Source organism: Clostridia bacterium, from assembly GCA_024653205.1.
Lineage (GTDB): Bacteria > Bacillota > DSM-521 > Neomoorellales > SLTJ01 > JANLFO01.
The window spans coordinates 41,287-55,839 of sequence record JANLFO010000008.1 but is presented as its reverse complement, the minus strand read 5'-3'; the positions used below and the strand labels follow the sequence as shown (position 1 = coordinate 55,839).

Genomic DNA, 14,553 nt, shown 5'->3' with positions numbered 1-14,553 from the left:
CCCGCTCACCTCCTTACGGTTGGTAAGCGGCCAACCCGCTCAGCACCCGGGTCGCCTCCTCGGCTCCTACCTTGCCCTGACGCACCAACTCCCGCACCGAGGCTTCCATCGTGCACATCCCGTACCTGGCGCCGGTCTGCATCACGGAAAGGAGCTGATGGCTCTTGCCCTCCCTGATCAGGTTGCGCACTGCCGGAGTGGCAACCAGGATCTCTACCGCCACTACCCGGCCGGATCGGTCGGCGCGGGTCAGCAGTTGCTGGGCAACGATGCCCTCAAGGGTATCGGCCAGTTGCACCCGCACCTGGGACTGCTGGTGGGGAGGAAACACGTCGATGATCCGGTCAACCGTTTGCGTGGCGCTGGCGGTATGCAGGCTGGCCAGCACCAGATGGCCGGTCTCCGCGGCGGTGATCGCGGTAGATATGGTTTCCAGGTCCCGCATTTCCCCCACCATGATAACGTCCGGGTCCTCCCGGAGGGCGGCCCGGAGGGCCCGGCCGAAACTCTCGGTATCGCTCCCGATTTCTCGCTGGTTGATAATGCTCTTGCCGTGCCGGTGCACGTACTCGATGGGGTCCTCCAGGGTGACGATGTGGCAGGCCCGCTCCTGGTTAATGAGCCCCACCATGGCCGCCAGGGTGGTAGACTTGCCGCTGCCGGTGGGGCCGGTGACCAGTACCAGCCCCTTGGTCCGCCGGCTCAACTCCGCAACTATCGGAGGCAGTTCCAGTTCTTCCAGGGACGGGATGCGCGTGTTTATCAATCGCATGGCCAGACCCACGCTACCCCGTTGTCTGAAGGCGTTGACCCGGAAACGCCCCACCCCGGCCAGCGAGTAGGCGAAGTCCATGTCCCCGGACTCCTGAAATCGCCGGTACAGCTCCTCCGAAACCAGATGCCGAAGCACACCCTCCGCCATCGCAGGGGTTACCACCGGCAGGTGCTCTTGCCTTCGCAACTCTCCGTGAATGCGGAATACCGGCGGCAAACCGATGGTGATATGTACGTCCGAGGCTCCCAGCTGAACCGCCTCGCGTAGGACCGCGTCGAGGTCCATCTTGCTCTCCCCACCAGATCATTCGCCGGCGTATGCTACCCGAACCACTTCCGCCATGGTAGTCAGCCCCCGGCGTACCTTGGCCAGACCGTCTTCCCAGAGGGTTATCATGCCTTCGGCCACGGCCTGGGCGGCAATTTCCTCACCGGAAGCACGCGCGAGCACCAGGCGTCGCAGGGCACTGGTCATGGGCATGACTTCCAGGATGGCCGTTCGACCCAGGTACCCCGTTCCCGCACACTCGGGGCAACCCGCCGCCCGGTAGAGGGTCAGGGGGGTCTTAATTCCTTCGCCCAGGAGCAGGTGCTCCTCTCCACCGGCCGGTACCTCATACGGCCGCCGGCAGTGCCGGCACAAGGTACGCACCAAACGCTGGGCCACCACCCCAATTACCGAAGAAGCTACAAGAAATGGCTCCACCCCCATGTCCAGGAGCCGGGTCAGGGCTCCAGCCGCGTCATTGGTATGGAGGGTGCTCAGCACCAGGTGCCCGGTGTTGGCAGAACGGATGGCGATGTCCGCGGTTTCCCGATCGCGGATTTCGCCCACCATGATCACGTCGGGATCCTGTCGCAGGATGGAACGAAGCCCTAAGGCAAAGGTAAGCCCGGCCTTGGGGTTAACCCGGATCTGGTTAATGCCCTCGAGTACGTACTCCACCGGGTCTTCTATGGTAATGATGTTCTTCTCCGGAGTGTTGATCTCCCTCAGAGTGGCGTAGAGGGTGGTGGTCTTCCCGCTGCCGGTGGGCCCGGTGACCAGGATCATACCGTAGGCGCGACGGATCAGTTTCCGATAGCGGGCCAGCGCCTCCGATCCGAAGCCCAGATCATCCAGGGCCAGATAGGCCGAGGCCCGGTCCAAAAGCCTTATGGCGACTTTTTCTCCGAAAATGGTGGGTAGGGTCGAAACTCTGAGGTCTACCTGCCGGCCTTGTGCCCGGATTTGCACTCTGCCGTCCTGGGGAAGCCTTTTCTCGGCTATATCCATGCCGGCCATAACCTTTATGCGCGACACCACCGGAGCATGGTGGGCCCGGGGCAGGGTCATGACCGGCCGCAGGGCGCCGTCTACCCGATAGCGTACCCTGACCCCTTCTGCCATGGGCTCCAGGTGCACGTCGCTGGCGCGCTCCCGAAGCGCCTGCTGAAGCAGGCCGTTCACCAACTTGACCACCGGAGCGTCTACCCCGGCGGCGGTGCCCGAACGGTCCAGATCGAACACCTCCGCCTGCAGTACCCGCGTACCCTCGCCCTCCTCGGCGCTGGCCAGCTCTTCCACAGACAGGGCCTGGCCGTAAAGCTCGGAAAAGGCGCGCTCGATGTCCGCTTCGGAGGCGATGGCGGGGAGAATATCCCGCCCCGTCCTCAGCCGGAGATCGTCAACCGCGGTCACGTTCAGAGGATCCGCCATGGCCACCACCAGCCGGTTCCCCTCCAGGCGTACCGGAGCCACTAGGTACCGCCTGGCCAGCGGTTCCGGCAGGATGCGGGCCAGACTGCGGTCGAGTGAGCCGGGAAGCAGGCGCACCTGGGGTATGCCCAGTTGAACCTCCAGGAGGTTGATGATGTCCTGCTCCGTCACCACACCCTGACGGATCAACAGCTTCCCCAACCGTTCTCCCGTGCCCTTCTGCTCCGCCAGGGCGCGCTCCAGCTGCTCCTCGCTTACCAAGCCCGCTTCCAACAACAGTTCACCCAGACGCTTTCGCACCACCCTCACCCCGGCTCCCAATCCTTTCCCGGCCGCCCGGCCCGGGACCAGGAGACCCTCCGCCTCCTGGCGCCTTCAGGTGAGTGCCGGCCGTCCCACCCGCTCAGGCGTACGCCTGCAAGGCCATCAGTACCTTCTCCTCTGGAATCCCGCGCACCACCTCCACCTCCCCAAGGCGGCGCGGCACAACCAGGGTAAGATTGCCGCCCACGACCTTCTTATCCCGGTGCATGGCCGCCAGGATGGCCTCGGGCGCCAGGCCCGGCGGCAGCCGCGTGGGAAGGGAAAAAAGGCGCAACAGCGATTCCAACCGGTCGAGTTCGTCCCGGCCCCATCGGCCTAGAAGCACCGCCAGGTACCCTTCCACCGCCATGCCCACGGCCACCGCTTCGCCGTGGCGCCAGTCCCGGTAACCGGTCAGCGCTTCCAGGGCGTGGCCCACGGTATGGCCGAAGTTCAGGATCATCCGGTGACCCTCTTCTTCCCGCTCGTCCCGGGCCACCACTTGGGCCTTTAGACGGCAGCACCGCCACACGATCTCCTCCAGGAGTCCGGCTACGTCAGAGTCCAGCCGAGAGGAGCCGCCTGCCTGGGTTCGGGCGACCGTGGCTTCGGAGGAGTCACCGGGCCGCTTTCGGGATCGGTCTACCTGGTCAGGCGCCCCTTTGGTCCCTTCGCCGTCGGCGCGGCCCGTGAAGTCGGCCAGGACAAAGCCCCTTTCTTCCAGCAGGGCAAAAAGATCCGGATCGCCTATGACCCCGTACTTCACTACCTCCGCCAGGCCGCAGCGCCACTCCCGGGCCGGCAGGCTCGCCAGGGTGTCCAGATCCGCCAGCACCAGGCGCGGCTGGTAAAACGCCCCTACCAGGTTCTTGCCCTGGGGAAGGTTAACCGCCACTTTGCCGCCCACGGAGGAATCCACCTGCGCCAGCAGGGTGGTGGGAATCTGAGCGTAGGCCACGCCCCGCAGGTAGGTGGCGGCCAGAAAGCCGGCCACGTCCCCCACCACCCCTCCGCCCAGGGCGATTACCGCCGAGCGCCGGTCCAGCCCCAGCGCCACGGCGCGCTCGTAAAGGTCGCCTAGAACGGAAAGGCTCTTGGCCTCCTCGGAATCGGGCACCAAGGCCCACCCGAAGCGCCGGCCGGCCTCGCCGAGGGCGGCCTCGATGCGGGCGCCGAAGAGTCCCTGTACCGTGGAATTGGATACCACCAGCACGGGGGAAGGGGAAGGCGAGACAAGCCGAACCAGGCCGCCGAGGTCGCCCAGGATACCCCGGCCGATGTAGATGGGGTAACGCCGCGCCCCCAGCTCTACCCACAGCTCCCGCCTCACCGCTTTTCCTCCTTTTCGACGGGCGCGGCTTCGCCGGCGAACCCGAGCCGCCGGACAATCTCCGCCGCCACCTCTTCTACCGAGCGGCCGGTAGTATCCACCGCCATATGGGCGCAGGCCCGGTAGCAGGGCTCGCGCTGGGCCAATAATTCCCGAATGCGCTCCCGGGCATTTGCTCCGGCCAGGAGCGGCCGGCCGCCTCCCGGCCCAACCCGTCGGTATATGGCCTCCGGATCGGCCCTAAGCCACACCACCACTCCCGCCCGGCGCAGGGCCTCGGCGTTCTCCGGCCGCAGCACCGCTCCGCCGCCGGTGGCGATCACCTGTCCCCGGTGCCGGCATACGCGTGCCAGCGCGCGGGCCTCCTCTTCCCGGAAGCGGGGTTCTCCGTACCGGGCGAAGATCTCCGGTATTCCGAGCCCGGTGACGCGCTCCACCTCCAGGTCCACGTCTACAAACCGCCGATTAAGAACCGCGGCCAGGTACCTGCCCACCGCGGTCTTCCCCACGCCCATGAAGCCGATCAAGACGATGTTCCTATCCTCGGCTATCTCGTTCCACCCCGCCGAAGGCCGCCAGGTACCGGCGGTAGTTTTCCAAGTTCAGCTTTAGCTCCTCCAGGTGATCTCCGCCTACCTTCTCCAGGAGGGCGTCGGCCAGCACCAGAGCCGCCATGGCCTCGCCCACCACGCTGGCCGCCGGCACCGCGCACACGTCCGACCTCTCGTAGGCGGCCGAAACCGGTTTTCGGTCGCGGAGATCCACGCTGGCCAAAGGCCGGGCCAGAGTGGGGATGGGCTTCATCGCCGCCCGCAGCACCAGGGGCTCGCCGTTGGTGACCCCGCCCTCCAGCCCGCCGGCGTGATTGCTGCCGCGGGAAAACCCGCGCCCCGGCTCCCAGAAAATCGGGTCGTGGACTTCCGAGCCCGGCCGGGAGGCGGCCGCAAAACCCAGCCCGATCTCTACCCCCCTGATTCCGGGAATACTCATCAGGGCCTGGGCCAGCCTGCCGTCCAGCCTCCGGTCCCAGTGGGCGTAGCTCCCTAGTCCGGGCGGAATCCCCCAGGCAACCACCTCGAAAACGCCGCCCAGGGTATCCCCCTCTTCCCTGGCGCGGTCAATGGCCGCCATCATGTTCGTTTCCGCCTGCGGATCGGCGCAGAACACCGGAGAAGAACGGGCACGGCCTAGAACGTCCGGATTCAGGCCCACCTCCGCCCGCACCGGACCGATCTGAACCACGTGCCCCGCCAGTGCCACCCCGGCAGCCTCCAACAGCCGTGCCGCCACCGCGCCGGCCGCCACTCTGGCCGCCGTCTCTCGGGCGCTGGCCCGCTCCAGCACGTTGCGCAGGTCGGTATGGCGGTATTTCATCGCCCCGGCCAGATCGGCATGGCCGGGCCTGGGCCGGGTTACCACCCGATCCTGAAGCCTGGCCTCGGGTCCGGGAGCCATTACTTCGCGCCAGTTCTCCCAGTCGCGATTGCGAATAACCAGCGCCACCGGGGAGCCCAGGGTGATCCCGCCCCGGACACCGGCCACTATCTCCGCGCGGTCGCGCTCGATGGTCATGCGGCCGCCCCGGCCGTAGCCCTGCTGCCGCCGAAAAAGCCAGCCGTTTATGTATTCTGCCTCCAGGGAAAGCCCCGCGGGTATTCCCTCCACCAGCACGGTGAGCTGGGGCCCGTGCGACTCTCCTGCGGTCAGGAAACGGAGGCTGCCCACGCCTACCCCTCCCGGAATCGGCACCCGGATGCCTCTCGCGCCGGGTGGTCTGAACCCACCCCGCTGCCGTCCAAACGGCCGTCCCGGCCCCCACCCTGCCCCAAGGCCTCTTCGGCCGCCTTCCGCATCACGTTTTTGGGCGGTTGCCGCCCGGTCCAAAGCTCGAAGGCCAGCGCTCCCTGCGCCACCAGCATGGCCAGCCCGTCCATGACCCGGCAGCCCTGCGCCCGGGCGGTTAGCAGCAGGCGCGTAGGCCGCGGGTTGTAGATGAGGTCGCAGACCATCAGGGGCGGCACCAGCTTATCTGCCGGGACGGGCGGCATTTCCTCCGAACGGGGGTACATGCCCACCGGCAGGCAGTTTACCAGGAGGTCGCTTTCGGCAAGGGCCCCGGCCAGCGCTTCGGGTTCCAAGGGGACAAGGCGTACCGAAGCCCGGGTGCGGTCGGCCAGATCCCGCACCAGAGCCTGTCCCCGCTCCCGGCTGCGGTTGGCCACGGTGACGGCCTCCGCACCGGCTCCGGCCAGGGCAAAGGCCACGGCCCGGGCCGCGCCGCCGGCGCCGAGCAGTAGTGCCCGGAGCCCGGACGTCGGAGACCCCAGTTCCTCGGCCAGGGCCCGCATGAAGCCGGGGCCGTCGGTGTTATACCCTACCCAGCCCGTGTCCCCGCGAACCAGGGTATTGACCGCGCCGGCAGCCCGCGCCTCGGGACTGAGGCCGCTCAGGTGGGGCAGCACCGCCTGCTTATGGGGAATGGTCACGTTCGCCCCTCTCACTCCCAGGGCCCAAAGCCCCTCTAGGGCCGCACCCACCTCGGCCGGGGGCACGGGGAAGGCCACGTAAACCCCGTCCAGATTCAAGGCCGCCAGAGCGGCATTATGCATGGCCGGCGAAACGCTGTGCTCTACCGGCCAGCCTATCACGCCCAAGACGAAGGTCCGGCCCGTAATCATCAAGTTTCCCCGGCCCCCCAATAGCGCATGACCAGCCGCTCCAGACGGCGCAAAAAGCGGGTAAGCAGAAACTCCTGCGAGCCCAGCGGCCGCACCAGTACGGTATAGAGCCCCAGCCGCTTGCCCCCCAGGACGTCGGTGAATACCTGATCGCCGATCACGGCGGTTTCTTCCGGACGGCTGCCCAAAATTTCCAACATCTGCCGGAAGGCCCGGCGACGAGGCTTGCGCGCCCCGGACACCACCGGCACCTGTAAGGTCTGAGCGATGCCCGCCGCCCGGGTACGCACGTTATTAGAGCTGAGGCAGAGGGCAAAGCCCCGCTCCCGCGCCGCCCGAAACCAGGCCTGAACCGTTTCCGATATAACCGGGCTGTTCCAGTAGGTTACGGTGTTGTCCAGATCCACAATGAGGGCCCGTATGCCCCGATGCCACAGGCTCTCCAGGGGCACGTCGGTGAGGCGATTCACCTGAAGATCGGGTTGCAGTCTGCGGCCCAGCTTACCCAGCGGCACCCCGCGTTTCCCCCAGCCTATTCGCGGCCGACGAAGGAACCCGCCAGAGGCGGAAACACTGCCCCGGAGTCGATGATGTACCAGCGCCGCTTCCGCTTGCCCACGGTGAGGTAGAGAATGTCGTTGGGCCGAAAGAGTTCCTTCCCCTCCGGCGGTATCACCACGCCGCGCAGCTGCACCCGCGTCTGGAGGCCCTGCACCGCCATGGTACGCCGGGTCAGGCTCTCTATCCGGAAGTAATCGCTCACCTGCTGCTCGAAGCGCTGCGGTCCGGCAAAAGTGGAGCCGGGAAGCACGCTGGCCAGAGTCAGGGCCCGAGGGAGATCGCGCCGTAACTGCTTGTGCAGCGGGTAATAAGGGGGTACCAGGTCGGTCCCCTTCCTGATGTCCAGCCACTGGCAGAAACTCAGGATGGTGCCCAGAAGCGCCTTGGCCTTGGCCGGAGAACGCTTTATTCCCTCCGCCCCCACGTACCAGTAGGCCAGGAACTCCACCAGGTGCTCGGGGGTGATCTCTTCCACCGTACCCACCTCCGCCTGACCCAGCAAGTATTCGCGAAACAGGACCAGTCCCTCCCGGTAGCGTCGAACCGTCTTGGGAGACCGATCCCAGCTCAGCTCGGTAAGGTATTCTTCGACCGTGCGACTTACCTCGTCCTGCCCGCCGCTACCGTTCAGGGTCTCCAGATAGGCAATTTCCCGCCGCAGCCAGCGGGTGTCCTCTCCCAGCCCCAGGGCATTCCAGATGAGGGCCGCCCTCTGCCTGACCTCCACCGCCGGCAGGCCAGCCAGCACCCGGGCAAGTTCTCCCTGCTTCTGAGAGCCCGGCCGTAACCAGAGTAAGGCACACACCAGAACCGCCGCCGCCCACAGGCGGGGATCGTCTATCCGGCGCACGGGCTCCAGCGTGTAGCGCAGGAAGCTATCCCATATAACCAAGGCACGGTCGAGGGCCCGCGCAGGCACGCGCAGGCCCTGGAGCAACTCGTAAAGTGCTTCTTCAACCGGGTCCAGGGCTACGGACTCGGCGGCATCGCCGCCCGACCTGAGAACCTCCTGAATGGCCCGGGCAAGCTGTTCCGCCTTCTGGCCGTAAAAGTGGTCCGGGCCCGCGAGGACGGCCAATTCCTCGCACTGGCGCAGGGCTTCCCTCACCTGCCCGTCGCGGAGAAGGGCGGTGATCAGCTGCAGCCGCACCGGAAAGCCCCTCTCGTCTTCGGCCGGCATCTTCTGGAGCGCACCGGTAAGATAGAAGATGGCGCGGGCCAGACTGGACTGGCGCATGGCCTCCTGGCCTTCCCTAACCGCCAGCAAGGGAGAAGCCTGGCGTTCGCCGGTCTCCCGGCCTCGATCCACGTCTACCCCGGAAAGCCGCAGCCGCCCCAGAGCCCGGCGCGCCGCCTCCTTTACCGCCGGGGAGCCCTCCTCCGCCGCCCACCACAGGAAGTCCACCACCTTGGCGTCGCCCACCGTAGTCAACAGGTTGACTACCTCGATCTGCGCCTCCTCGGGGTTGCGCAGGAAATCGCTCCATCCCCGACCGTTGCTGAGTTCTTCGTCGCACAGGGCGTCGATGTACTGCCGCGCCATCACGGCCGGCAATTCCTCGGACAGTTCCGGGTAGCGGTGCATGATGCCCTCTATGGGCTCGCCCATGCCGCTCAGGGCGATGAGGCAGATGCCCCGGGCCCAAAGGTGCCGCCGCCGGTCGGCCACCGCCTGTCGCAGCCCGGTCCTTACCTCCGCTACCGGCGGCAGTTCCAGGAGGCACCCGGCGGCCAGGTGGCGGTCCCGGATGTGTACTGCCTCCAGATCCCGGAGGAGGATCTCCAGGAAGACCCGCCCGGCCTCGTCGTATATCCGTCTGACCGCCCTCCCGATATACCTGGGGTTAACCTCTCCCCGCCGGCAGGTTTCCAGCCACTTTTCCACCAGCCGCCGCTTGAGCAGCCGATCGTCCACCCCGGGGGGAGTTGGCTTCTTACTCAATCTCTTCTACCCCTTCCTTGCTCGTCCGTTGCCGGCAAGCATCTTCTCCCCCACCTGCCCGGAATCCTTCCCGAAATCCCGAAAAACGGGGTTCGATCTCTATGATTTCCATTCTGCCCAGGCAGCCCTCCACCAGGCCTTTTACGTCCAGGCGCGACTCCGCCGCCTCCACCTTCTCCCTCCGGGGCTTGGTGGCAGGATGGGGAGGCACGAATAGCGTGCAGCAATCCTCGTAAGGCCGGATGGATATCTCGTAGGTGCCCAGTTCGCGGGCCTTTTCCACTATCTCCGCCTTATCGAAACCGATCAGCGGCCTCAGGACAGGCCGGTCGGTCACGGCACCGATAACCGCCAGACTCTCCATGGTCTGGCTGGCCACCTGACCCAGGCTCTCACCGGTAAAGATGGCTATGGCACCCTCCGCCTCGGCCAGTCGGGTGGCCACCCGGAGCATCATCCGGCGCATGATGGTCACCCGCAGTTCCTCCGGACAGAGCTGTACTATGGCCTTCTGGATGTCGGTAAAGTGGGCGACGTGTAGCCTTAAAGGGCCGGCGTAGCGCGCCAACACCCGGCAAAGTTCTACCGCCTTTTCCTTGGAGCGCTCGCTGGTAAAGGGAAAGCTGTGAAAATGCAGGGGAACCAGCTCTACCCCCCGCCGGGCGGCAAAAAATCCGGCCACGGGGCTATCGATCCCTCCGGAAAGCATCAGCACCCCCCGGCCGCTTACTCCCACCGGGAGCCCGCCCTGGCCGGGAACCACGCGGGTGTAAACGTAGGTGCCCTCCCGCCGCAACTCCACCGAAAGGCGGTATCGGGGCCGGTGAAGATCAACCTTGAGATCGGGCAGGTGCCGCAGTACGAAGGCACCCACCTCCCGCGCCAGTTCCGGTGAGGTAAAGGGAAAGGTCTTGTCCGCCCGGCGAGCCTCTACCTTAAAAGTAGCCGGACCGTCAAAGGCCAGCGAGGACATCTCTTCCAACGCCGCCCGGCAGATGGCCGACATGTCTTTGGCCACCACCCGGGCCGGGCTGAAGGAGACTATACCGCATACCGGGGCCAGGCGCTCCTTAACCTCTTCCCAGTCGCCGTCGAGGGAGACAATGACCCGACCGCTTACCGTTCCTATGCGGCGGGGGCCCAAGTCCTTCAGGTGGCGCCGGATGTTGTTGAGGAGGGTGCGCTCAAACCAGTACCGGTTCTGGCCTTTCAGGGCGATCTCGCCGTAACGGACGAGCACCACCTGGTACATACCCCGCACCCCCGAGACCGCTTCTAGGGACGGCCACCGGACCCGGCCAACCGGCGAAGTTCCGGCACCAGCCCCCGCAGCTTGGCTATAGTGTAGTCAATATCTTCTTCGGTAGTCAAGAAAGAAAGGCTGAAGCGAATGGCGCTTTCCAGTTCGGGCTTTTCCAAGCCCATGGCCACCAGCACGTGGCTGGGCTCCGGCCTCCGGGAATGGCAGGCAGCCCCGCTGGATACGTATATGCCTTCCTCCTCCAGAAAATGTAGCAGCCACTCTGCCGGAACGTGAAAGGAGAGGTTCAGAATGTGAGGAGCTGCCGCCTCCGGAGGCGGGCCGTTATACCGGACCCCTCCCACCTCCTTCTCAATACCTTCCCGCAGCCGCTGCCTCAGGGCCGCCAGCCGCGGCACTACCGTGGGAGCCTCCCTGACGGCCAGCTCGGCCGCCGTCCCGAACCCCACGATACCGGCAACGTTCTCCGTGCCCGGCCTTAAGCCCCCCTCCTGTTCCCCACCACTCATTAAGGGCACCAGTCGCGTACCCCGCCGCACGTAGAGCGCGCCCACTCCCTTGGGACCCCCTATCTTGTGGGCGCTCAGGGTCAGGAGATCCGCCTTCCAGGTCCGGGGCTTCACCCGCAGCCGGCCGAAAGACTGGACGGCGTCCACGTGAAAGCATACCTTGTCCTGCCGGGCGGCGAGCAGCCGGCCCACCTCCTCGACGGGCTGGATCGCTCCCACCTCGTTATTGACGTGCATGAGGCTGACCAGCACCGTATCCGGACGGAGAGCCCGGGCCACTCCTTCCGCGTCCACTACCCCGCCCGCGTCTACCGGCAGGTAGGTGACCTCAAACCCCTCCTCGGCCTCGAGCTGCCGGCAAACGTTGAGCACCGAGGGATGCTCCACCGCGCTGGTGATTATGTGCCTTCCCCGCCGTCTCAGCGCCCGGGCCGCTCCCTTCAGGGCCAGGTTGTTGGCCTCGGTCCCTCCGGAGGTAAATACGATCTCCTCGGGCAGAACGTCCAGCGCCCGGGCAATGCTCTCCCGGGCCCGGTTCACTGCCTTTTCCGCCGCCAGTCCCAGCCCGTGACGGGAGGAGGGGTTTCCCCAGGTAGATTCCAGGGCCTGCACCATCGCCTCGCGCACCTCGGGCCGTAACGGCGTGGTCGCACTGTTGTCCAGATACACCAGCCGGGACACTACCACCCACTCCCTATGCGTGGCGCCTCGGTTTCCAAGCCGCCCGGGCCTACCGGGACCGGTATCTCCACGCCCATGATAGCCTTCCCCGCAGCCGGAATCAAGCAACCGCGCCTGACTATTGCAGGTTCGCGTCCGGGGAGTGGATTGTTCCCGGTGTCGGTTGCCGGCCGAAGCCCTGCGCCCTACGAGCGTCCTGGCCCGCTGCCAGGGAAATGGTCTTCGGGAAGGATTCCGCCGTTTGATCTATAACGATCCGTTATTCTCTGTATGAAGGATTCTCACACTTAAGGCCGAATACAATGCCCATCAAACCAATACATAGGAGGCTCGGTTCATGTATTCGGTGAACAAGAATCTCCTCATTGTACTGACCGGAGCGGTCATAGGGCTTTCCGCCGCCCTGCTGGTGAGGCTGGGCAACCCCCCCAACATGGGCTACTGCATCGTCTGCTTCGTGCGGGACATCGCCGGAGCCCTCGGCCTGCACCGGGCGGCCACGGTGCAGTACCTCCGGCCGGAGATCCTGGGGCTGGGCCTTGGCGCCTTCCTTAGCGCCGTGATCGCCGGTGAGTTTCGGGTTAGAGAGGGCTCCGCGCCCTTCATCCGGTTCCTGCTGGGCATGTTCATGATGATCGGAGCCCTGGTGTTTCTGGGCTGCCCCCTCCGGGCCATACTGCGCCTGGCGGGAGGCGATCTCAACGCCGTCGCCGGCCTCCTGGGGTTCTTCGCCGGCGTGGCCTTCGGAACGCAATTCCTGAAGGCCGGGTTTAATTTGGGCCGCGCTCACCCGTCGCGGTTCCGGGCCGGGGGCTATGCCATGCCCCTGATAATGATCGCCCTGCTGGTATTGGTCGTCTTCAAGCCGGTATTCAACGCCGAGGCCGGAGGGCCGGTATTCTTCAGCGCCAAGCCGCCCGGATCTCTACACGCCCCGCTGGTAGTCTCTCTGGTGGCCGGCCTGATCGGAGGGGCGCTGGCCCAGCGGGCGCGGCTCTGCCTCAGCGCCGGTTTCCGGGACCTGTTGCTGGTGAGGGATACCTACTTGCTCAAGGGCTACGGCCTCATCTTCCTGGCGGCCCTGGTTGCCAACCTGTTCCTGGGACAATTCCACCTCGGCTTTGCCGACCAGCCGGTGGCCCACACCAGCTTCCTGTGGAACTTCCTGGGTCTGTTCCTCACCGGGGTCTGCGCGGTATTGCTGGGCGGCTGCCCGCTGCGGCAGATAGTGCTCTGGGGAGAAGGGGACGGCGATGCCGGACTCGCCTTCTCGGGCATGCTGGTGGGCGCGGGAGTGGCCCACAACTTCATGCTGGCCAGCAGCCCGGCCGGACCCACCCTGTACGGGCAGATCGCAGTAGGGATAGGCTTGGCGGTAGCAGTAGCCGTGGGTCTGGCATACCGGGAAGCATAGGGAGGTGAAAAGGAATGACCGGTCAGTTCAAAGAAACCTTAGATGTACGGGGACTGAGCTGCCCTCTGCCGCTGGTGAAAACCAAGCAGGCCATGGATCGGGGTGCCGGGGTGATAGAAGTACGAGGCGATACCCCCGCTGCCAAGGACAACATCACCCGCCTCGCCCGCTCCCGCCACTACGACGTGGCCGAAGAAGGCCCGGCCGGAGGCGAGTGGACCCTCATCCTAACCCTGAGGAGCCGGTAACCTTGGTCTATCTCAACAACGCCGCCACCACCTGGCCCAAACCCGAGTCGGTATACCGGGCCGCCGACCGGTGCCTGCGTTCGCTGACCGGGACGCCGGGGAGAGGAGGCCACCCGGGCGTGGTCAGTGCCGGCCGCCTGCTGCTGGAGACCCGGGAGACCCTGGCCGCGCTCTTCGGCGCAGGCGAGCCGGAGAAAATAGTCTTCACCGCCAACGCCACCGAGGCTTTGAACCTGGTCCTGAGGGGCCTGCTCCGGCCCGGCGACCACGTAATAACTACCGGTCTAGAACACAATTCCGTTGCCCGGCCTCTAACCGCCCTTTCGGCCCAGGGGGTGGAGGTCACTATCCTTCCCTGTAGCCCTTCCGGCAGCCTGGAAATGGCTCGGGTGCAGGAAGCCATTCGCCCCCATACCCGTCTGATCGCCATGACCCATGCTTCCAACGTGACCGGCGCCCTCCTGCCCGTGGAGGAGGTGGGGGCGCTGGCCCGCAAGCACGGGATTCTTTTTCTGGTGGACGCCGCCCAGACCGCAGGCGAGGTGCCCATTGACGTGGAAGCGGCAGAAATAGACTTTCTGGCCTTTACCGGCCACAAGGCCCTGTTCGGCCCGCCGGGCACCGGCGGCCTCTACATCCGAGACCCCGAAGCGCTGCCGCCCTTGAAATACGGCGGAACCGGAAGCCGATCGGAAAGCCTGGATCAGCCAGATTTCGCCCCGGACAAGTTCGAAAGCGGCACCCCTAACCTGCCGGGTATTGCCGCCCTGGGTGAGGGGGTGAGGTTCGTGCTCCAGACCGGCCTTGCCGCCATAGCCCGCCACAACCGGGAACTGACCGCCCGCCTCCTGGAGGGGCTCAAGACCATACCCGGGCTCACCGTTTACGGGCCGCCAGGTCCGGAAGGGCGCCTGCCGGTAGTCTCCGTAAACCTTCAGGGCCTATCGCCCGGCGAGGCCGCCGCCTGGCTGGCTGCCAAGTACGAGATTGTGACCCGGCCGGGCCTGCACTGCGCGCCCCTCGCCCACCGCACGCTGGGCACGCTTGAAACCGGCACCTTAAGGCTCAGCCCCGGGTTCTTCAACACCGCCCAAGAGATAGATCTGGCCCTGGAGGCTTTGCGGGAGCTGGCCCGAGAGGTGCGAAGGTAACC

13 protein-coding genes are annotated in these 14,553 nt (G+C 66.0%); 3 read left to right on the top strand and 10 right to left on the bottom strand.

The features are described 5' to 3' along the window. Positions 1-13 precede the first annotated feature (13 nt). The 10 genes from NUV99_05840 to NUV99_05795 all read right to left on the bottom strand — a co-directional run bounded on the left by NUV99_05840 (position 14) and on the right by NUV99_05795 (position 11,738). Positions 14-1,060, bottom strand: a complete 1,047-nt coding sequence (locus tag NUV99_05840) for a type IV pilus twitching motility protein PilT (GenBank protein ID MCR4419642.1) — start codon at positions 1,058-1,060, stop codon at positions 14-16. An 18-nt stretch (positions 1,061-1,078) separates the two neighbouring features. Then, positions 1,079-2,782: a GspE/PulE family protein gene (locus tag NUV99_05835; protein ID MCR4419641.1), complete on the bottom strand. Its 1,704-nt coding sequence runs from the start codon at positions 2,780-2,782 to the stop codon at positions 1,079-1,081. A gap of 94 nt (positions 2,783-2,876) precedes the next feature. Next, complete coding sequence (gene aroB, locus NUV99_05830; protein MCR4419640.1) at positions 2,877-4,106, bottom strand: 3-dehydroquinate synthase; 1,230 nt, start codon at positions 4,104-4,106, stop codon at positions 2,877-2,879. Beyond that, the gene (locus NUV99_05825; protein ID MCR4419639.1) at positions 4,103-4,633 is read right to left on the bottom strand and encodes a shikimate kinase; all 531 of its coding nucleotides are present in this window, start codon (positions 4,631-4,633) and stop codon (positions 4,103-4,105) included. Before NUV99_05825 ends, aroB begins: the two co-directional genes overlap by 4 nt. A 10-nt stretch (positions 4,634-4,643) precedes the next feature. Next, the gene (gene aroC / locus NUV99_05820; GenBank protein MCR4419638.1) at positions 4,644-5,849 is read right to left on the bottom strand and encodes a chorismate synthase; all 1,206 of its coding nucleotides are present in this window, start codon (positions 5,847-5,849) and stop codon (positions 4,644-4,646) included. Continuing rightward, entirely contained in the window at positions 5,834-6,784 is a 951-nt protein-coding gene (locus tag NUV99_05815; protein ID MCR4419637.1) for a shikimate dehydrogenase, read from the bottom strand. The genes aroC and NUV99_05815 overlap by 16 nt, the downstream gene beginning before the upstream one ends. Next, positions 6,784-7,299, bottom strand: coding sequence for a YqeG family HAD IIIA-type phosphatase (locus tag NUV99_05810; GenBank protein MCR4419636.1), 516 nt, complete (start codon positions 7,297-7,299; stop codon positions 6,784-6,786). Before NUV99_05810 ends, NUV99_05815 begins: the two co-directional genes overlap by 1 nt. A gap of 17 nt (positions 7,300-7,316) precedes the next feature. Next, on the bottom strand, positions 7,317-9,287 hold the full coding sequence (locus NUV99_05805; protein ID MCR4419635.1) for a hypothetical protein: 1,971 nt from the start codon (positions 9,285-9,287) through the stop codon (positions 7,317-7,319). Beyond that, positions 9,280-10,539 (bottom strand): tRNA 4-thiouridine(8) synthase ThiI, encoded by a 1,260-nt coding sequence (gene thiI, locus NUV99_05800; protein ID MCR4419634.1) that lies wholly within the window; start codon positions 10,537-10,539, stop codon positions 9,280-9,282. Before thiI ends, NUV99_05805 begins: the two co-directional genes overlap by 8 nt. Before the next feature lie 23 nt (positions 10,540-10,562). Then, entirely contained in the window at positions 10,563-11,738 is a 1,176-nt protein-coding gene (locus NUV99_05795) for a cysteine desulfurase (GenBank protein MCR4419633.1), read from the bottom strand. A gap of 337 nt (positions 11,739-12,075) precedes the next feature. Here NUV99_05795 and yedE point away from each other — a divergent pair, with 337 nt between their 5' ends. Genes yedE through NUV99_05780 form a run of 3 tightly spaced genes read left to right on the top strand, consistent with a single transcriptional unit; the run spans position 12,076 to position 14,551 of the window. After that, positions 12,076-13,152 (top strand): YedE family putative selenium transporter, encoded by a 1,077-nt coding sequence (gene yedE, locus NUV99_05790; GenBank protein MCR4419632.1) that lies wholly within the window; start codon positions 12,076-12,078, stop codon positions 13,150-13,152. 14 nt (positions 13,153-13,166) lie between these two features. Beyond that, positions 13,167-13,400, top strand: a complete 234-nt coding sequence (locus NUV99_05785; GenBank protein MCR4419631.1) for a sulfurtransferase TusA family protein — start codon at positions 13,167-13,169, stop codon at positions 13,398-13,400. 2 nt (positions 13,401-13,402) lie between these two features. Continuing rightward, the gene (locus NUV99_05780) at positions 13,403-14,551 is read left to right on the top strand and encodes an aminotransferase class V-fold PLP-dependent enzyme (GenBank protein ID MCR4419630.1); all 1,149 of its coding nucleotides are present in this window, start codon (positions 13,403-13,405) and stop codon (positions 14,549-14,551) included. Positions 14,552-14,553 lie beyond the last annotated feature (2 nt).